The organism is Lactobacillus sp. M44 (assembly GCF_058130005.1).
Genome location: NZ_CM176707.1, coordinates 622150 through 643166 on the forward strand (window position 1 = coordinate 622150; position 21017 = coordinate 643166).

The window sequence follows — 21017 nt, forward strand, 5'->3', positions numbered from 1 at the left end:
AAGTGTAAAAAAACAGACGTGCTGAGAACACGTCTGTCATGTCACTAGTTAGATGGTGGCATTGGTTAAAGTTTTTAAAAATTCAAGCCAACATCAACGATGATGGTTTGTTTTTTTGCCGTTTTTTCTTCGAATCTTTTTAGATTTAAAGTTTTCTTTTATTTCACAAACCATCAAGTAGATTATCACAACTAATTGGATAATTTTAACTACTTTAGTCAATACGCTTTTAGTTACTTCTAAAAACAAATTGATAGCCATTTGTAAAACAAACAATTCGGCAAAAAATCTGATTATGTCTACAAGAGACATAAAGCTAGACAACCTCCTTTCTGAGTTATTCTGATTACAAATACAAGTTAATATACTTATAAGCATCACTCCTTTGAATAGAAGTTGCCACCATCACTACCGCGACTTAAATAATGATACAGGAATAAAGCTAAATTAGCTATGCCAAAATAAAAGTTATTCATTGCATGTAGCTGATAAAATCTGTAGAATATAAGTGTAAAAAACAGACGTGCTGAGAACACGTCTGTTATGTCACTAGTTAGATGGTGGCATTAGAAACGGTTGTTTAGTAAATTAGACCATCATCACCGATGGTCTTTTTTGTCAGCTTTTTTCTTTTTGTTCCTTTTGGATTTAAAGAATTGTTTTACATGGTGAATGATTAAGTAAATTTTGACTACTTTCATTACCATAATAGGTATTTCGTCTAAGAACCGATTTATAGCGGAATAGGCGACCAGTTGTAAAACATTTAAACTGACAAAAAATAGGATGATGTCTTTTATTGACACCCCTAGGCAACCTCCTTTCTGGGTTATTCTGATTACAAATACAAGTTAATATACTTATAAGCATCACTCCTTTGAATAGAAGCTGCCACCATCACTACCGCGACTTAAATAATGATACAGGAATATTCACTAATTAGCTATACCAAAATAAAAAATCAATAAATTTCAAATAAAGCGTTTACATAGATTGTGATTTGTATTACTATAGATCTTGTAATAGTTATCAAAAATTTAAATAAATGGTTCAATCGTACAAAAAACAGCACGTCATGTTTTTGATACGATTTTTTTATTTTATTAGGATATTAGAGGTAAGAAATGAAGGTCTCAATTAATACAGCCGTATTTCTACATGATATGGAAAAAGGAATAAGCCAATATGAATGCTTGCAAAATTTAGATGGTAAGCCAATTGATGCAATTCAAGTACGTGGTGAATTCTTTAACAAGAACACTAAAGATGATGAGTTGCTTCAAATTGCTGAACTTGCAAAAGAACATGATTGGCCAGTGTATTATTCAGTCCCAGAAGAATTGTTTCGAGAAGACACATTCGCTGATGACTTAGAAGATAACTTGAAGATGGCTGAAAAGTTTGGAATGAAAGGAATTAAATATTTCTTTGGAAATAAATTCCTAGCATTTAATGATGAACATATCAACAAACTCAGAACCATATTGAACAATTCAAGTGTAGAAGTTACCTTGGAAAATCAACCGAATGATTTTGGAAAATTGTCTGCAGTTGAAAGCAACTTAAAATGGATCAAAGATTCTAATTTAAAATTAGGTTATACCTTTGATTCAGGAAATTGGTATTGGATTGATCAAGATCCAACAAAAGCATTTGATGTGTTGCATCATTATATTACTAATTTCCATTTGAAGGATATTCTTGATCATGAAACAGTAATGCTTGGGCAAGGCAAAACAAATTGGAAAGATTTGGTAACTAGATTAGATAAGAATGTTCCAGTATTTTTAGAATATGATATTCCAGAAAAGAACTTAGATCACGAAATTGAAATAGTTAACGAAGTACTGAAAAGAAGGTAAAAGACTATGATTATTACACCACTTAATACAATTAGTCGATTTAAGGGAATTTCTCCAAATTTAGATGTTGCATTTGATTATCTAAGCAAGTTAGATCTAAACAAGGTTGAATTACATCCTGAACAATTCTTTATTTCAGATGGGGTAAAGCTGAGTGTGTTTGATTACATGCCAAATAATGGCAAACCTGGTGAAAACTTTGAAGCACACAAGGAATGGATGGATATTCATTTAGTTGTTAAAGGTGAAGAAAAGATGCCTGTTGCAAGTGCACAGACTGTTGAAGAAAAAACACCTTATAGTAAAGAAAAAGACATTGCCTTTTATAAAGGTAAACCTGAAGCAATTGCTGATTTGTATCCAGGGGATGTGTTAGTAGCATTTCCTGAAGATTATCATCAACCAGGGGTAAAGGACAATGATAATGTTGTTCGCAAGTTGGTTATGAAAGTTAAAGTTGATTTTTAAGGTTTTATGAGGTAAATAAAATGAATACAAATTTAGTTAAATACGGTGTTGTTGGAACTGGATACTTTGGTGCTGAATTGGCTAGAGCAATGCAAAAAAATGACCATGCAGAAGTTGTAGCAGTTTATGATCCTAATAACGGTGAAACTATTGCAAAAGAAATTGGTGCAGAAGCTTTAGGGTCTCTTGATGAATTAGTATCAAGAGATGACATTGATTGTGTTATTGTAGCTACTCCTAATTATTTACATAAAGAACCTGTTATTAAAGCAGCGGAACATCATAAGAATGTATTTTGTGAAAAGCCAATTGCATTAAATTACCAAGACTGTGTTGATATGGTTAATGCATGTAAAAAAGCTGGTGTAATTTTCATGGCAGGACACATTATGAACTTCTTCAATGGTGTACATCATGCAAAACAATTAATTAACCAAGGCGTGATTGGCGATGTATTATTTGTAAAATCTGCAAGAAATGGTTGGGAAGAACCACAACCAAGTATTTCTTGGAAGAAAATGCGTGATAAATCAGGTGGACACCTTTACCACCATATTCACGAATTAGACTGTGTTCAATTTATTATGGGCGGTTTACCTAGTGCAGTAGAAATGTATGCTTCAGATATTGCACATACTGGTAAAAGATTCGGTGATGAAGATGACATGATCATGATGAACCTTAAATTCCCAGGAAATCGTTATGCACACTTAGAGTGGGGTTCAGCATTCCGTTGGGGTGAACACTATGTAATTATTGAAGGTACTAAAGGTGCTATTAAGATTGATATGTATGACACTGCTGGTACTGTTCGTGTAAATGGTAAAGAAACTCACTTCTTAGTTCATGAAACTCAGCATGAAGATGATGATAGAACACGTATTTACCATAGTACTGAAATGGATGGAGCTATTCAATATGGTCACCCAGGTAAATTAACACCATTATGGTTACATTCATTAATTGTTAAAGAAATGAAGTTCTTAAATGACGTTTTGCATGGTATGGAAGTACCTGATGAATTTAAGAAGTTATTAGATGGTACAGCTGCAGAAGAAGCTATTGCTACAGCTGATGCTGCAACTTTATCTAACAAAGAAGATCGTGAAGTTAAAATTTCAGAAATTACGGGAGAATAAAATTCACCAATAATTAATTAAGAGGATTGATTTAAATTGTACGTTGTAAAAAATAATCAGTCCTCTTTTTTATAAATAAGGGGAGTATATATTATGGAAAGTAGTGGACCAGCAGAGAGTGCCAAGGGATTAAAAACAATTAAAGTAAATGCTAGACCTTTTGGTATGCGAGATAAAATTGGTTATATGTTTGGTGATATTGGTAATGATGCTATCTTAGGGCTAGTAAATAGTTTCTTAATGATTTATTACACCAACGTTTTAGGTATTGCAGGTAGTGTTGTAGGTATTCTATTTTTGATTTCAAGGTTTATAGATGCTTTTTCTGACTTAACTGTAGGTAGAGTTATCGATATGGCTGAATTAACACCACAAGGTAGATTTAGACCTTGGATTAAACGAATGAAATGGCCATTTTGTATAATTTCATTACTGTTATTCGTACCATTTGTAAATGGCTGGGCAATGGCACCAAAAATTGGTTATATCTTTATAACATATTTAATTTATGGAATTTTGTTATCATGTATCAATATCCCATATGGTTCTATGGCTTCAGCTATCAGTGATAAGCCTGATGAAAGAGCAGCACTTTCAACCTATAGAAGTGTTGGTGCAGCTATTGGTATGTCTGCAACTGGATTTTTGATTCCTATGTTTATTTATACTGTTAAAGACGGACAAAAAACATTGTCTGGTAATAGATTTTTCATTATCGCTATAGTCTGTGTTTCAATTGCGTTTATTGCATATACAGTTATTTATGACTTGCTTGTAGAAAGAGTGCAAGTACAAAAGAAAGAAAAAGTTTCAGTTTCTCAACTTTTAAAAGGTTTATTTACAGATCGTTCAATTTTAGCTTTAATCATTGTTGACTTCTTTGTAGTGCTAACTCAAATTTTATTTGGTATGACTACAACGTATTTATTCAATGACTATTTCCACAATGCTGCTGCTATGTCAGTTGCTATGCTATTTAACTGGGGTACTGTAATTATTGTTGCTGCACCTACAATGTATTTCGTTAAAAAATTTGGTAAAAAAGAAGTTGTTTCTGTTGCTCTTCCAATTTCATCAATTGTTTTCTTCTTACTATACTTCTTACATACACATAACCCATGGCTATATGTAGGATTATTGTTCTTTGGAACTATTGGTTACTCAGTATTTAACGTAATTGTTTGGGCATTTATAACTGACGTTATTGATTCTCATCAATACCATACAGGTCTTAGAGAAGACGGTACTGTTTATGGATTAAATTCATTTTCTCGTAAAGTTGCACAAGCTGTAGCTGGAGGTATTAGTGGATTCATGTTAGCACTTATTGGATATCAATCATCTAATACAGGTGGTGCAATGCAATCAATGGCAGTTGAAAATAGAATTTATGTGTTAACTAATTTATTGCCAGCCATACTATTTGGTGTTGCTGCATTAATCTTAATTTTTGGCTATCCTCTTAACAAAAAGACAACTGATAAGATTGCCATGGAATTAAGACAAAAGCGTGAAGCAGATGAAAAATAAAGCTAAACTTGTTTCTTCAGCTATGTTAGGGATTGGCTTATTGTTAATAAATACACAAATTGCCAAAGCTGATACGGTTAATCAAACAAATAATTCAGGTTCAATGTCTATGTCAAAAAGTAATGATAAAGTTACTGAAAACAATGATTCTCCCACATACGAGCAAAAGAATATTGTTTTAAATAATCAAGGTCAAGAAATTCCGAAAGACACACTTGATAAATTAAGCTCTAAAAGCACAACTATATATGTAGATTACAAGACTAACAATAATAATGCTCTGCAAGCTTTATGTGGTCTATCGGATAAAGATGCTGGTCATAACAATAATTATGCAAGCATTTATGTAAGAAATAATGGAACTTTAGGTGCAGAAGTTAGAGATGCAAAGGATAATATAAATTATTTATTTGAAACTCCAGCCAGTGTGAATGGTACTAGTAAAGGAATAGATCAATCAAATAAGGTTGCATTTGTTGCCAATGCCAGTGATAAAACTTATAAATTATTTTCTAATGGTACTTTAGTATTTAGTCAAAGTGTTTCAAATTTTAAGCCCATAAATGAAATTCTTGGTTTAAACGACATTAGACTTGGCGGTGTTGATAGAAGTGGTAATAATGCATTTGGGTTTGATGGAACAATTAATGACATTAAATTTTATAATGAAGCAATCTCTGATACCAATTTATTAGCAATGACAGAAAATCAAGAAGAAAACCATCTAATTTTTAAAGCAGGAGACGCTACTGAATCTAATTATTTTAGAATACCTACTTTAAATAAATTGAATTCAGGTCGTTTAATTGCTAGTGCAGATGCAAGATACGGTGGTACACATGATGCAAAAAGTAAAATAAACATTGCTACAAGTTATAGTGATGATAATGGACAAACTTGGTCAAGTCCTATATTAGCTTTAAAATTTGATGATTATGCTCAACAGTTGATAGATTGGCCCAGAGATCCTATTGGAAAAAATGTACAAATTCAAGGCAGTGCTTCATTTATTGATTCAGCAACTGTTCAAAGTACAAAAAATAACAATGTGTACTTATTTGCTGACTTTATGCCAGCAGGAATAGGAAATGGTAATTCGTTAAAAACAGATTCTGGATTTAAAGAAATCAATGGAAAGTATTATTTAAAATTACGCTTGAATTCGAGTTCAGCATATGATTACTCTATTAGAGAAAATGGCATAATTTATGATGATTTAACTGAAAAACCGACTGAATATAAAGTAGATAGTGATTATAATCTATTAAAAAATAATGAACCATTATATGTTGAACAATATTCAGTTAAATTTGATGGAAATAATTTACTTGAATACCATAATGGTAATCAAGTAAAAATGAACATCTTTTATAAAGATGCATTGTTTAAAGTGACACCAACAAATTATGTCGGCTACACTGTAAGCAAAAATAATGGCGAATCTTGGAGTAATCCTACAGTTTTACCACCTTTTATGGGACTAAATCATAATGGTACATATTTATGTCCAGGACAAGGTTTAGAAACTAGTGATGGAAGATTGATTTTTGCATCATATGCTAATAAAGCAATGGTGTATATCATTAGTGATGATGGAGGATTAACTTGGCATTCAGTTCAAGCTACTTTGCCTTTTGCTAATGCAACTGCTGAAGCACAAATGGTGGAGTTAAAACCTAATGTTATACGTACGTATATGAGAACTACAACGGGTAAAATAGGATACATAACTAGTTATGACAATGGAAACACATGGAATAATGTTAAGTATTTAGGTTTTATTCATAATACTTCTTATGGCACTCAACTTTCAATCATCAGATATTCTCAAAAAATAGATGGACATGAGGCTTTAATAATGAGTACTCCTAACTCAACAACTGGTAGACGAAATGGACAAATCTGGGTAGGATTAGTTGATGACTCTACAGGTGAAGTTGATTGGAAATATCATTATAATGTAGATAAACCTGAATATGGATATTCCTATTCGGCTTTAGCTGAAACTTCAAATCATAAAATAGCCTTATTATATGAAAAGTATGATTCATGGTCTCGAAATGAATTGCATTTAAAGAATATTTTAAAGCTAGAAATCTTTGATTTGAATGATCTGCTAAAAAATAATTAATTTAGTGAAGAAGAAAGGGGCTCTTATAGTATGAGTGATATACAATCTGGACCATGGTATAAGCAACTAAGCCATGATCAGTGGAAATCGTTTTGGGCTGCGTTTATTGGATACTTTCTTGATGGATTCGACTTTAACATGGTCAACTTGTTGTTAATTCCTATTGCAGCAAGCTTCCATATTCCATTGATTTTAGCTTCAACGCTAATTTCAGCCGCATATCTATCAAGATGGTTTGGTGGATTGTTCTTTGGAGCTATCGGAGACCGCTTTGGTCGTAAAGCTTCAATGGTTACTTCAATTTTGCTATATGCAGGTGGTACATTTATTTGTGCTTTTGCTCCAGCATTTTGGGTATTGTTTGCAGCTAGATTGTTCATTGGATTAGGTATGGCTGGTGAATATAGTTCATCAACAACTTATGTAATGGAAACCTGGCCAAAGAACATGCGTAACAAAGCCGTAGGGTTTGTTGTGGCAGGATTTTCATTAGGTGGTGCAGTTACTGCTCAAGTATTTAAGTTGTTATCTGCTTTGCTTGCTGGAACTAAATATGCACCATATACTTGGAGAATCTTCTTCTTTATCGGTTTAATTCCTGTAATTTTTGCTTTATGGATGAGACGTTCAATTTCTGAATCTGCTGATTATAAAGAAATGAAGAAACAACAAGAAAAAATTGCTAAAAAAGATCCTAACTACAAACCACCACGTGATATGTTTAGTGTTTTGTTTAGATCAGATCCAAAAGTAAACATCTTCAACACAATTTGTACTGTTTTGACAATTGCATTATTAGTTGGTGTATTCTTACTATCAAGTAAACTAAATGTATGGGAATCTGTTATTGCATGGGTATTGATCTTTGCGACTATGTATTCATTTATCAGACAATTCATGGGCAAGAGGTGGCCTATTGGTGTAGGTATCTTGTTCATCATCGTTGGTGCTAACTTGATCAATGGACCTATGCAAGCTTTAATGCCAACATATTATGAAACTGTATTGCACTTTTCAAGAGCAATTACAGCTAACTTAACTTCTGTCTTTTGGATGGGTCAAGTTATTGGTTGTATCTTAGTTGGTTTTATTGGTGATAAATGGGGTACTCGTAGAGCATACTGGATCGGTGATTTATGTTCATTAGTTGTAATGGCACCTGTATTTATGATTACTCGTCAAATGATGGACAATAATAAATTATGGATGGTCGCATTCATCATCTTCTTAATGAGTTATGAAGCATGTATTGCCTTTTCAGCTTTGATACCTAAGTTTATTGGTAATTACTTCACAACTTCTGGTAGAAATGCCGGTGTTGGATTCTTAGTTAATGCAGGTGGTTTAGGACAAGCTTTAGCTCCTGTTTTGACTTTGAGTTTATCAGCAAGTGTATTTACACCAATGGGATTAGGATTAGGTTGGACATTATTCAGTATCTTACTTATCATGACAACTATTGTAATTGTCAGCTTGTTAGTCAACTTACCTGCAAGATTGCAACAATGGATTCATCCAGAATTCTTGCGTAAGCAAGACTGGTCAGATAAGGATATAACTTCTGTTGCAGATGAAATTAAGCAAGATGCTGAACAACAACAATAATTCTTATTGAAGAAGTTCCTAGGAGATAGTTTCTAGAAACTTCTTTTAGTTGAAAAAATATTAATGTAGGTGATCTTTTGTGTCGTATCTTGTTCAACTTGTCATTATTTTATTATTAACAAAAATTGGAGCACATTTATCAGATAAATTCAACATCCCTAGTGTTATTGGAGAATTACTAGTTGGGATAATCGCAGGACCTGCCATCTTGCATGTCTTAATGCCAACTACATTTATTCATTACTTTAGTGAAATTGGTGTCATTATCTTAATGTTTATTGCAGGGCTAGAAGGAGATCTGCATTCATTATTAAAATATTGGAAACCATCTTTAACGATTGCTATTTTAGGGGTTATTTTTCCAACAGGAACAGCCGCTTTATTATGTAATTTAGTTTTTGGATTTTCACTAAAGGCTTCTATTTTTATGGGATTAGTCTTAAGTGCCACTTCAGTCAGTATTACAGTTCAAGTATTGCGCGAGATGGGAAGACTGAATAGCCGTGAAGGTAACATGATATTAGGTGCTGCAGTTGCTGATGATATTATCTGTGTGATTTTATTAGGGATCAGTGTTAGTTTGTTTGGAACAGGATCTACTGGATCCAAGTCAATCACTATGTTACTAATTCCCATGCTAGCATTTTTTGCCATTGTTGTAGCGTTAGGAAAGTGGGGAGTTCCCAAGTTTACCAAATATTTTGGCAATTTAAATGCAACTGAAAGTGATACAGCGGCTGCGATGATATTATGTTTTGGATTTGCGGCATTGGCTGTTGCAATGGGTATGAGTGATGTATTAGGTGCATATTTTGCAGGACTTGCAATCTCTGAGACTCCTTATAAAAAACAACTTGCGCCCAAAATCGAACCAATTGGTTATGGAGTATTTATTCCAGTGTTTTTCGTAAGTATTGGATTAAATATCAAGTTCACTGGGATGAGTAAAGACATTGTCTTTATTGTTTCGTTGATTATCATAGCTATCTTAGGTAAACAAATTGGTTGTGGTTTAGGTGGTAAGATGTTCGGATTAAGTTGGGATGAAGCCAATATCGTTGGAGGTGGTATGGTTTCTCGTGGCGAGATGGCATTAGTTGTAGCAAACGTTGCATTAGATGCGCATCTGATTGATAGTAATCACTATACTGCAATGATTATAGTAACTGTAGTTACTACTTTGATTGCTCCGTTTATTTTAAAATATTTCATTCAAAGAACGGATAAAAAAATACAAAAGGTTTTAGATAAGGAAGAAAATTAAATGGGAAAAGTAGGTTTAGGAACACTAAACTGGATCGTCTTGATTGTTTATCTACTAGCAATGCTACTAGTAGGTGCATATTTTACAAGACGTGCCAGCAAGAGTACAGATTCATTCTTCACAGCTGAAGGAAAGATTCCAGCATGGGCAGCTGGGTTTAGTATTTATGCGACAACGCTTAGTGCTATTACCTTTATGTCAACGCCTGAAAAATCATTTTTGACAGACTGGGGATATTCAGTAGGTAATTTATCAATCATTGTTATTATCCCAATATTGATTAAATATTACGTACCATTCTTTAGAAAGTTAAAAGTAACTACTGCATATGAATATTTGGAAGCTAGATTTAGTCCAATTATGCGTGTATTAGGTAGTGCATTGTTCATTTTGTATCACATAGGTCGTGTAGCGATTGTCATTTACTTACCAATTATTGCGATTACTTCTGTTTCAAATATTAACAAGATTTTAATTGCATTCTTTGTTGGTGGATTGTGTATTGTTTATACATTCTTAGGTGGTATTGAAGGTGTTATCTGGAGTGATGTTATCCAAGGTATCTTATTATTAGGTGGTGCTATTTTAGTGAGCGTATTAGGTGCACACTATATTCCAGGTGGCTGGGGAACAGTTGCCAGAGATGCTGCAGCAAATGGTAAGATCTTCTCTGCACTTGACTGGAAAGTAAGTGACTTATCAAGGTTTATTCCATTGATTTTTGCAGGGCAGTTGTTTAACTCACTGTATCAATATACTGCCAGCCAAGATGTTGTCCAGAGATATCAGACTACTTCTTCTATTAAAGAAACGGCTAAATCATTATGGACTAATGGATTACTTGCATTTATTACTATTCCTATCTTCTTTGGAATGGGTACTGTATTATATAGTTTCTATAAAAATGTTGGTACCTTGCCAAAAGGCTTCAACACAAGTGCGATTGTGCCTTACTTTATCGTAACTAAGATGCCAGCTGGTATTGCTGGATTAATTATTGCAGCGATCTTTGCTGCAGCACAGTCAACAATTGCTTCAAGTTTGAATGCTATTTCATCTTGTGTAATTACTGACTTTAAGCAAAGATTTTTCAACCATACTTTCAAAAATACAAGTGATGTTACTTTAGCTAGATGGGTGATTGGAATTGCTGGTTTGTTTAGTTTATCAATTGCTATTTACTTCTTAATTGGTAATACTTCAGAAACTTGGGATCTATTCTTAACAATTACTGGCTTGTTTGGTGTTCCTATTGCAGGTATCTTTGCTGCAGGTATCTTTACTGAAAGATCAAATACTGCAGGTGCTTTGTGTGGATTGATTATTAGTGCGATTTTAACGTACTACATTCAAACATTGAAGGTATCTCCATTTATCGTAAGTTGTGTATCATTTATTGCATCATTTGCAATTGCGTATGTTGTTGGTGCATTAACTCATGGATCCAAAAAGAATATTAGAGGATTAACAGTTAGAACGATTGATGAAGCGCATAATGTTTAATAATAAAACTAAAGGGATCAGTTTTTAAATCGACTGATCCCTTTTTTTGATAGGTGAAAAAGATGGATAAACTAAGTAACAAGCAGCTAGAATTAATCAAACAACTGCAGTCACTGGCACTATTATTGCGTGATAATAAATATGATGGCATTAGTGAAATAATGGGTAAATTGAATGCTATCATAACAGATTTAAAAAAGACACCTTATGAAGGGATAACTTTAAACATAAAAGTAGGTAAGGTATCTGACTTAATCAATACTGCTATAGCATTTGATGGGATGCACTTGTCAAAAGATGAGGTAGTGATTTGGAGACAGATAAAAGAACTCGTTAATCCAGGTAGGAGAGCAGATGCCCTAACTACTGCATTTAGTATTGTTTTATCAAGATTATTTTAAATATGAAAAAAGGCGGTTTTTAAACCGTCATTTTTTGTTCAATCATTGGTGCTAGGTATTTAACTAATAAGTCGATTCCTTGGTCTGCATAGTGAATACCATCAGGTAATAATAGATTTTTAACTGATTTATTTGACTGCATGATTTTAAACATATCAAGAAATGGAATTTGATGATTGCTGGCAATTTTTTGGCAAGCATGATCAAAGATCTTATATCGATCAAGGTCATAGAATTGTCCTTCTGCAGGATTTTCAAAATCTGGGCTAGAAGGCCCAATCATGAGCATTTTTTTAGCACCAATAATCTTAATTAAGGATTCAAGATTTTTTTGATAGTTTTTCAAAGGAATACCCCAATCAGTTGCTGCATCATTTGATCCATACCATAAGATGACTAGATCTGCAGCAGGGTCTAGTTTTTTGTCAATAAAATCTAATGCATCATCAGTTGTTGCACCAGACATTGAAATATTTTCAATGTCATATTGATTATTTGTAACCGTATTTAGAGCTTTTACTACACGATCGGTGTTGCGTCCATTGATATAACCATTAAAGATAGAATCACCTAATAAAACAATTTTTTTCATATTTTTATCCTCGAAAAACTTACTTTGAGGCTATCTTAACACAAAAAAAGCCCGCCTCAGCAGACTTTTGAAAATAAACTATCTAATTTCAATATATTTTGCAGGAACCCATTGATTTTGATTACCTAAACGATACATCAATTTGCCATTGATCATCTTTTGAGCGAAGATTTTCCAATTAGAGTTAGTTGGCAAATATCCTGTGAATTGACCTGCACTATTTAGCATTGCTACTTTGTAGTTTGGATTATTGTGCAATACTGGGATGTAGCCAATAGTATTGAGTGGTTGTTCTGATTGTCCTAAAGCAATATATTTTGCAGGAATCCATTGGTTTTGATTGCCCAAGCGATACATCAATTGCCCGTTAATTATCTTCTTAGCAAAGACTTTCCAATTAGAATTAGTTGGTAAATATCCAGCTAATTGACCATTACTACTCCATAGAGCAACTTTATAGTTAGGGTTGTTAAATAATCTAGCAACATATCCTGTATCAGTTATTGGGGTTTCATCAATCACTTCATTAGCATTTTCTAATTTAACATTGGCAGCTTTAATCCATTGATTACGACCAACATTGTACCAAGTATTACCATTTACTTTGACATAACCAAATACTTTCCAGCGTGAATTTAATGATAAAGATTCACTAGTTGGGGCACTTTGTGGTGTTGTGTAAACTAAAACTCCTTCTTGTGGGACATTGATTACTTTGACCACACCATTTAATGCGACATAATCAGAGATTACATTAGGTGTTGCAACTGAAGTTGATTCTAGTTCTTCTGGATGTTCTAGGTTATATAATGCAGTTTTGGCACTATCTAATTTTGTTTGAACAGTATCTTGCACTTTTTTAGCTGCATCATATATTTGTTGAGCTTTTTTAGTAACTGCTTGTGCTTCAGCTAACTTAGATTTTAGTGGTTCTAATGCTTTTTGGGCGTTAGCTACTTTAATTTTAGCAGCTTCTAACTTGCCTTTTGCTTGGTCAAGTGACTTTTGTGCGCCAGTGATTGCTTTATCTAAAACAGCAGGATCTTTTTTAGCAGCTTGCAATTGCTTTAAACCAAGTTTTGCATCAGCTAATTTTTTAGCCGCTTCATTTGCATCGGCGGTCTTTTGTGCTAGATTATCATTTGCTTGTTTCAGAGCATTTTGTGCTTCAGTTTGTTTTGCCTTAGCTGATTTTAACGCATTATTTGCTTGATCTAATTTGTCTTGAGCTTTTTTCAAAGCTGCTTGCTTTTCAGGAGTTGTTGCATCATTTAAAGCTTTAGTTGCACTTGTTAATTTTGCTTTAGCCTGCTCTAATGCAGTTTTAGCACTAGCTTGTTTTGTTTGATCTTGTGCTAAATTACTTGTAGCATTATCTAGATTTTTTTGAGCTTGCTCAATTGCTGCAGCATTAGGGTTATAATTATTGACTAATGCTTTGAATTCATCTACTGAATATGAACCTTTATCGCTTCTTGATAAATCTTGAGCAACAATAGTGCCTTTTCGTTTACTTGCTCTTATTGCCATGCCAAATTCTTTAAGATCAGGGTTAATTAAGGTTAGATAGTGGCCAACATTTTTGAAATCGTCAGGATGCTCGTTTTGCATTGCGATTTCATTTGTGCGATATTTTGCCCAATCAGGATGTTCTACAAGTAGATTATTGAATAGCGCTTCTTCTTCCATCCAACCTTTAACTGGTTTTATGTTAGAACCAGATGTCCATGATAAGTTTTCAGCATTATATGCATATTTTGAGTGATTTAATTCGTTAGGATGAGAGAGTTGGTAATCAGCATTGTAGTCTGCATTAAGGATTGCAGAAGCAGTATCACTTAATGAAATTCTATATTCAAGAAGGTGATATCGAGTTCTAACTGCATTTACCTTATCTAAAAAATCCAATGCTTTTTTGACATTTGTTAGACTTGCTGCATCTGCTGGATCATCTAAATTGACAGCTCTTGAATACCATTCAGGTTTTTTGTGGTCTGCTCCAGTAATAATATCCAATGCTTTTTGCGCATCTGCTTTTTGTGCAGAAGTTGCAACACTACTATTGATAACTGAATTGAATAAACCAACTGCGTTATTTTTGCCTTGCTTTAGTGCAGGAGTTGAGTTTTTCTTTAAATCAGCAAGTGTCTTTTGCGCCTTAGTTAAAGCAGCTTGACTAGTAGCAAGATCGTTTTGCACTTGTGTGTAAGCTTGTTTGGCAGCATCACTTTCTTGTTGTGCTTTATTTTTTGCTGCAATCAATTCAGGTAAATTAGCTGCATCTTGAGCTGCCTTTAAGTCGTTTTGAGCTTTAGTTTGGGTAGATTTAGCTGAGGTTACTGCATTATCTGCTGTTTGAACATTTTGTTTTGCGATGGCGGCTTTTTGTTCAGCAGCAGATTTAGCAGCATTTACTTGTGTAGTTTCAGCTGATAAGTAATTTACCTCCATCTTTTTTTGAGTAATTTGTTCATCAAGAGATGCAGTACTTGCTTTTTGATTATTTGCTTTATCTAAAGCAGCTTTTTTATCTATTGCATTATTTTGAGCTGCAGTTTGACTTGCAACTGCTTCATCAATTAATTTTTGCTGAGCATCAACAGCTTTTTGTGCTGCAGCTTGATTTTTCTGAGCAACATCTAAATCTTTTTTAACAGATTTAGCATCATTAACTGCTTTTTCATAATTCTTTTGTGCAACAACAACATTATCTTGCGCTTTTTCAATTGGCGTTTTAACTTTTGGTGCTTTTTGGTCAACAGTAGCAGCTTTTGCTTTATTTTGCCCACTTACTAAAATAAAAGTTGATAAACTAACTGCGGCTAAGCTTGTTATTATAAGTTTTCTCTTATTCATACTAATCCTCCATAGATAACTTATTTGATAACAATTTTAGCTGGTGATTTTATATAATTCAAGTTATTTTATTGTCATATTATTCAAAAAGTAAAATCTTATTATATATGGTTCATAAAACATGTACAATAAGTGTGTAAAAAAGCAAGCGTACTTCCCATATGCTTGCTCTTGTCATCAGTAAGATGGTGACATGATTGGAATTATTTAAAAGTACAAGCCATCACCGTCGATGGTTTTTTTGTTTCCCTTTTTCTTCTTATCCTTTAAAGATTTGAAGAACTGTTTTGCATGGTGGTGGATCAAAAATAAGATTGCTTATCTTAAAGACAATCTTAGGTAGTTTTCTTTTCTGGGAAGAGAATAAAGGATCTTTGTATATACCATTTTTACTTTAAATTTCTAATAACATTTGTTCTAAATAAAATTAAATTTAAAACTACGATTCCTGCAGTGACTAAAAAGACAGCACTGTATCCAGCAAATCCAGAGATTGCTGATCCAAGAAGCGGTCCTATGATATTGCCAATATACATCGCAGACTGATTCCATGAAAAAATTCGCCCAGTTACTTGAACAGGTGAGTTTTTAGTAAGCATAGTTTGCACTTGAGGGAATAAACATGCATCACTAAATCCGACCATGAATCTTAAGACACCTAATTCTATTGTGTTTTGCACAAAGGCAGTTAGTAAAAAGAAAATCCCTGCGGCAATAAATCCAGCAACAATAATCTTATGTGGACCAATTTGGTCAGCTAGTGCTCCAAATCTCGATGCAGCTAAAAATGTGGCAATTCCTGGAAGTGCAGCGATAATTCCTGCAACAAAAACGATATTTCCGTGATTATTCATTAATTGCCTTACATATAATGAAATAATTGGATCAATTGAGTTATTAGCAGCTTGAATTATTAAAGTTGTTAATAATAATCCAAAAATCAAGCTAGGGCTTTTTAATGACTTAATAACACCACTAGCTTTATCGAATTTCTTTTCAGTAACAGGCTTAAAGCCTTCTTCATGAACAAAGAAAAATGACAGTACAAATGAAACTAATAATAAAAATCCAGTAATCAAAAAAGTAATTCGATATGAAAAGATTGAAACAAAAACACCACCTGCAAATGGTCCTAATAAGTTTCCTGCAGTGAAAGTGGACATCATAACACCCATTGCTTGACCGGCTTTATCCTTAGGAGTTTCTGTAGCAATCAGCGCATTTGCGTTTGAAACAAAACCAGAAAAAATACCTTGTAATAATCTCAAAATAAGTAATTGAAAAATATTAGTGACTAATCCCATTGCACCTAATACAATTGCCATACCTAATGAGGCACGCAAGATCATCAATTTGCGGCCTTTTTTGTCTGCTAATTTTCCCCACCAAGGAGAAATAGTTGCCGAAACAAAATATACACTAGAAAAAATTACCCCAGACCAGAAGTTAAGCTGTTGATGGTTAAAATGACCTAATGTATCAATATATAGTGGCAGAAAGGGCATAATTTCAGAAAATGCGATTCCTGCAAAAAAGACTGCAATTGATAGTATGAATAGATTTCGTTTCCAAACTGGCTTTTTTTGCACAGTTATCATCCCCAAAAAATAAAATATAATTTTTTATTATAGTCCTTTTATGAAAGGATGAATTTTACATATATGTTACGGACAAAAGTACTTATATATTAAGGCCACAGTGCTAGTTAAGAAGGGAATTGATTATATTAAAAAAACGCCTCTAGGCGTTTAATTTATGTTTAAAGGCTTCTGTTAATAATGCAGAAAAATTAATATTTGCTTCTTTTCCCTGTACATTTAAATATTCAGGGATAGTAAGTGTCTTTTTAACAAGTTTATTTTGTTCTTTGATTCTTGCGAGTTTTAAATCCACCTCTATAGGTGTTACAAATTCATTTCTTTTAAGATTCTTATTTAGTTTAAATACATCTTTAGTTGGTTTGTTCACTGTTTCATCATAATCTTCAGCTGTCAACAAATATCCCATCAATGCATCGTGTGCATTTTTTAATGCCTTATCAATAGAATTTCCATAAGTTGCAGCATATGGGTCTAAATCAGGAAATGAAACTTCATATTGATTATTTTGATTATTTTTTTCTTTATGAATTTTTGCAAAATATACAACCATAATGCTTCCTGCTCGTGTGGCGTAAATACTATCAAGAGTTTCTTTAGGAACATCTTTTTCTTTTCCTATCATAGCACTTTTGACCGAATACGAGCGAAAAACGACCGAATGCGAAAATTTTAAGAGTAACAAGAAAAAGCTGATATCATAAAAATTAGCAAGAGAGCGTAAAAATAAACCTAATTAAAATATAGTACTATTGAAAGATTAAATTGAAAAGATTATTATAGTTATTTTTTTGTCGTATGTTGACAGTCCATAAAAGATAAATTGAGTTAAAAATTAACGCTTTTTTTTGCAAACAATAAGATTCAAGTTGAGTAATCGATTACACGAAAATTATTATTTTTTAGGAGAACAAAAATGAAACTTAAAAAGACATTATCTTTTAGTATTACATCAACAACTTTAATGCTTTTAATTTCATCACCACTTGCGAGTGTAGTTAGTGCATCCGAAATTGATCCAAATACTAAAAATACACAAGTAGAAAAATTATCTAAAAATTCAATATCTCAAAATACTATTAATAATATTGATAAATATGTTGCTGTTAAAGACAATAGATATGTACTTAAACTTCCTCAAAATAATTCTTTTACACCTTTGCAAATTAATGAAGCTTCTAAAATGATAAAAGATGCTAATGAAAATATTATTTCTGAGAATTTAGTAATTGATCCAAATACTAAAGAAATGGTATATATTAGTCCATTCTTTAACCTGGCAGCATATAATAGCCATTACACATTTAAAAACTTTTGGTGGGGAACAAGATATTACTTTACATCCAATTCTGCTGTAAATGAATTTGTTCATAAATTTACCGATCACTCATATATAATTAATGCTGCTTCTTTTGTTGCTGCAATAGGGTATGCACCTGCAGGTATTATTGGTGCACTTGGTGCAGCATATTTTGGAAGAATGGCCAATGACTTAAATTATTATAATAATCAGCATTTGCACAATCAAATATATATGGACTTAAATTATACGGGAAATTACAGTTTTCATATTTTAGCTTAAGAAGGGGTCAAAAATGAAAGAATCTCAAAGCATGTATATTTTATCGGTAATCAATAGTATAGCGTTTACTATCAATATAATTATGGGATTAATTATCTATAACAAGAAAAAAAGAATTGCTAAAGGTTCATCAGATTATTTAACCTTATTTTATCTCTTACCAGGAGTTGGTATCACAATTACAGGAATAGCATTCTTGTTTATGACTTTGATGATTTTTGGCTTTGATGTAAATAGTATGTTTCCAATTGTAATAATTTTAATAGGGATAATATATTTAGCAATTTTCTATGTAAAAAGAAAAAAGTTAAAGTAGTATGAAAAAAATAAAGAGATAGGGTGTTCATTATGAAAATGCATAAAATTACAATTATTATGTCTAGTATGGTAACAGTACAGGGTTGAGCTTGACCATCTTTAACAATGTTGCATCTGCTTCTACATGGTACAATCCCTTGCCGACAGATAATATCGAATGTAAAACAGGCTATTCTTACAATATGAAAAATATGCAAAATGGGCAATGTAGAATTAAGTGGTCGAATGTAATAAACCATACAATTAATAGTGTGGTATCAGGTGTTATTGGAGGAGCTGCTTCGGCAAGTGGTCATGAATAAAGAAAGTAATGAACAAGAATGCTATTCATTTAATATCTATACTTGCCGCAGCAATTATTATGTTTTGTTTTTTACATGAGGTATCATGCTGTTAATGCCAATGTTGTAGATAATGGGCATATTAAAGAAGTGCTTATTCAAAAAAATCAAGAAGTCCATGCTTATCATGAAGATTTTAAGATTACACAAGTGTCTGTAACTAAGCAAAATGATGAAGTAAAAGTTAAATTGCAAATACAGTTGCACAAAACCGGGCAAAGCAATTATGGCTTTCACAAAAATAATCCCAACTTTGGAGAAAATATGTGGCTGAATGTCCCTTATAGTATTGCTTTTCCAGCCAAAGTCACAACAATAGATAATAAAAAATTGAGTTATAAGCAGTTGTTAAATAAAACAGATATTACAGTTAATGTATTAATGTCTGTCCCAATGCAGATGTATAATCGTGCGGATAAAAAAGCTCGTTTTAGTTTTTTAGTGCCTACAAATAGATCATATGTAAAATATTCGTTATTATTAGAGTAAAAGTGTGGAGGAAGGTTTCTGGATGGTTTCATGGATAATAATATTTTAGGAATTTGTTTAAGTATTGTAGTACTTTTAGCAAGTATGATTTTTGAAATCAATAGTTTTTTTTATCTGGTTAATCATAAAGACACTTCTAAAAAAGAAGTTTTCTTTTTGGTTGGCCTTTTTCTTTTTCTTTTTATATTAGATGTTGTTGACACTACAATGTTTGCCAATATTGCTACAGTTATAGAAATATTAGGTATATATTTGTTTTATAAAAAACGCTTTGGAAAATTTAATACTTTAAGCTCTATAGTTACAGCCGTAACTTTATCATTATTTGCAGAAATTATATCTGGCGCCTTGAGTCCCCATATAAATCATAAATTTTCAATACTTCCATTTTCTCTTAGCTACATAATTTTAATTATAATTCTAGCTGTATTACTTAGAAAACTTAACATCAAAAAATATCTATTAGGACTTAATAAACATATAGTACTAATTTTGGAAGCTTATGTTTATATCACTTTGGTCTTTATCAGCTTTTTGAATCTTCACTTTGAAAAAAATCCACTTTCATCTTTTTTCAGCATAGGAATCTTAGTTACTCAAATTATTTTTTCAGTGTTTATTTATAGAGCAACTCTCAAAATTCAAAAAGATAAATTAACCCGTCAGCAACAAAAAATATTGATTAGTTATATGAATAGCTTAGAAAATACTCAAAAGACTTTGCGTAAATTCAAACATGATTATCAAAATATGCTTAACAGCTTAGAATTATCAGCTTCAGATGATACTAGTCATGCACTGCTTAAAAAGCTGGAACAATATTCAAAAACAAAGTTCAATAAAGAAGTGCTTTGGAGATTTAATGATGTTAACAATGTTTCAGATCCATTATTAAAAAGTATTATTATTGCTAAATTAGACAAAGTTTTTCAAAAAGAATATTCATATCACTTCGAATGTACTCAAAAAATCACGCAATTGCCTGCTATTAATACATTTGACTTAGTGCGAATTATTGGAATTGCATATGATAATGCGATTGAAGAGAGCAAACTTGTAGCACAAAAATATCATGATAATAAAAAAGCTGAAATAAATTCAATGTTATATCAACCAGAACCTGGATCAATAGAATTTATGGTAAAAAATAAGATAATAAATGATCAAATTTCTAACAATGATTTAACTACTGCAGGATTTACAACCAAAAAAGTACACCTAGGTGTTGGGTTAACAAATGTAAAAGAAATTATTAGGCAATATCCTCAAGCATATTTTAAATATGAAGTTAAAAACAATTGGTTTATTTTTCGATTAATAGTAAATAAGGTATAAAAA

General features: G+C 32.4%; 17 protein-coding genes. 13 read left to right on the forward strand and 4 right to left on the reverse strand.

Features of this window, described 5'->3' with window-relative positions; all coding sequences use genetic code 11:
* Window positions 1-1124: 1124 nt before the first annotated feature.
* The 9 genes from AC38BG_RS03025 to AC38BG_RS03065 all read left to right on the forward strand — a co-directional run bounded on the left by AC38BG_RS03025 (window position 1125) and on the right by AC38BG_RS03065 (window position 11903).
* Window positions 1125-1862: a sugar phosphate isomerase/epimerase family protein gene (locus tag AC38BG_RS03025; RefSeq protein WP_489937686.1), complete on the forward strand. Its 738-nt coding sequence runs from the start codon at window positions 1125-1127 to the stop codon at window positions 1860-1862.
* A gap of 6 nt (window positions 1863-1868) precedes the next feature.
* Entirely contained in the window at window positions 1869-2330 is a 462-nt protein-coding gene (locus AC38BG_RS03030) for a NanQ anomerase/TabA/YiaL family protein (RefSeq protein ID WP_489937687.1), read from the forward strand.
* Window positions 2331-2350: 20 nt separating this feature from the next.
* Window positions 2351-3469, forward strand: a complete 1119-nt coding sequence (locus AC38BG_RS03035) for a Gfo/Idh/MocA family protein (RefSeq protein ID WP_489937688.1) — start codon at window positions 2351-2353, stop codon at window positions 3467-3469.
* 93 nt (window positions 3470-3562) lie between these two features.
* Complete coding sequence (locus AC38BG_RS03040) at window positions 3563-4999, forward strand: MFS transporter (protein ID WP_489937689.1); 1437 nt, start codon at window positions 3563-3565, stop codon at window positions 4997-4999.
* Window positions 4989-7130: a sialidase domain-containing protein gene (locus tag AC38BG_RS03045; protein ID WP_489937690.1), complete on the forward strand. Its 2142-nt coding sequence runs from the start codon at window positions 4989-4991 to the stop codon at window positions 7128-7130. The genes AC38BG_RS03040 and AC38BG_RS03045 overlap by 11 nt, the downstream gene beginning before the upstream one ends.
* A 30-nt stretch (window positions 7131-7160) precedes the next feature.
* Complete coding sequence (locus tag AC38BG_RS03050; protein ID WP_489937691.1) at window positions 7161-8735, forward strand: MFS transporter; 1575 nt, start codon at window positions 7161-7163, stop codon at window positions 8733-8735.
* 79 nt (window positions 8736-8814) lie between these two features.
* On the forward strand, window positions 8815-9999 hold the full coding sequence (locus AC38BG_RS03055) for a cation:proton antiporter (RefSeq protein WP_489937692.1): 1185 nt from the start codon (window positions 8815-8817) through the stop codon (window positions 9997-9999).
* Window positions 10000-11502: a sodium:solute symporter family protein gene (locus AC38BG_RS03060; RefSeq protein WP_489937693.1), complete on the forward strand. Its 1503-nt coding sequence runs from the start codon at window positions 10000-10002 to the stop codon at window positions 11500-11502.
* A gap of 62 nt (window positions 11503-11564) precedes the next feature.
* Window positions 11565-11903 carry a hypothetical protein gene (locus tag AC38BG_RS03065; protein ID WP_489937694.1) on the forward strand — a complete coding sequence of 113 codons (339 nt, stop codon included), beginning with the start codon at window positions 11565-11567 and terminating at the stop codon, window positions 11901-11903.
* 19 nt (window positions 11904-11922) lie between these two features.
* Here AC38BG_RS03065 and AC38BG_RS03070 read toward each other — a convergent pair whose 3' ends face one another.
* From AC38BG_RS03070 to AC38BG_RS03085, 4 genes are all read right to left on the reverse strand, one after another.
* On the reverse strand, window positions 11923-12495 hold the full coding sequence (locus AC38BG_RS03070; protein ID WP_489937695.1) for an SGNH/GDSL hydrolase family protein: 573 nt from the start codon (window positions 12493-12495) through the stop codon (window positions 11923-11925).
* Window positions 12496-12573: 78 nt separating this feature from the next.
* The gene (locus AC38BG_RS03075; protein ID WP_489937696.1) at window positions 12574-15351 is read right to left on the reverse strand and encodes an SLAP domain-containing protein; all 2778 of its coding nucleotides are present in this window, start codon (window positions 15349-15351) and stop codon (window positions 12574-12576) included.
* A gap of 389 nt (window positions 15352-15740) precedes the next feature.
* Window positions 15741-16940 (reverse strand): multidrug efflux MFS transporter, encoded by a 1200-nt coding sequence (locus AC38BG_RS03080; protein WP_489937697.1) that lies wholly within the window; start codon window positions 16938-16940, stop codon window positions 15741-15743.
* Window positions 16941-17091: 151 nt separating this feature from the next.
* Complete coding sequence (locus AC38BG_RS03085; protein ID WP_489937698.1) at window positions 17092-17574, reverse strand: type II toxin-antitoxin system HicB family antitoxin; 483 nt, start codon at window positions 17572-17574, stop codon at window positions 17092-17094.
* A gap of 291 nt (window positions 17575-17865) precedes the next feature.
* On the opposite strand from AC38BG_RS03085, the gene AC38BG_RS03090 reads away from it, so the two are divergent.
* From AC38BG_RS03090 to AC38BG_RS03105, 4 genes are all read left to right on the forward strand, one after another.
* Window positions 17866-18531, forward strand: coding sequence for a hypothetical protein (locus AC38BG_RS03090; protein ID WP_489937699.1), 666 nt, complete (start codon window positions 17866-17868; stop codon window positions 18529-18531).
* Window positions 18532-18544: 13 nt separating this feature from the next.
* Window positions 18545-18847 carry a hypothetical protein gene (locus AC38BG_RS03095; RefSeq protein ID WP_489937700.1) on the forward strand — a complete coding sequence of 101 codons (303 nt, stop codon included), beginning with the start codon at window positions 18545-18547 and terminating at the stop codon, window positions 18845-18847.
* A 379-nt stretch (window positions 18848-19226) separates the two neighbouring features.
* Entirely contained in the window at window positions 19227-19679 is a 453-nt protein-coding gene (locus tag AC38BG_RS03100) for a hypothetical protein (RefSeq protein ID WP_489937701.1), read from the forward strand.
* Between the two features lie 30 nt (window positions 19680-19709).
* On the forward strand, window positions 19710-21014 hold the full coding sequence (locus AC38BG_RS03105) for a GHKL domain-containing protein (protein WP_489937702.1): 1305 nt from the start codon (window positions 19710-19712) through the stop codon (window positions 21012-21014).
* Window positions 21015-21017 lie beyond the last annotated feature (3 nt).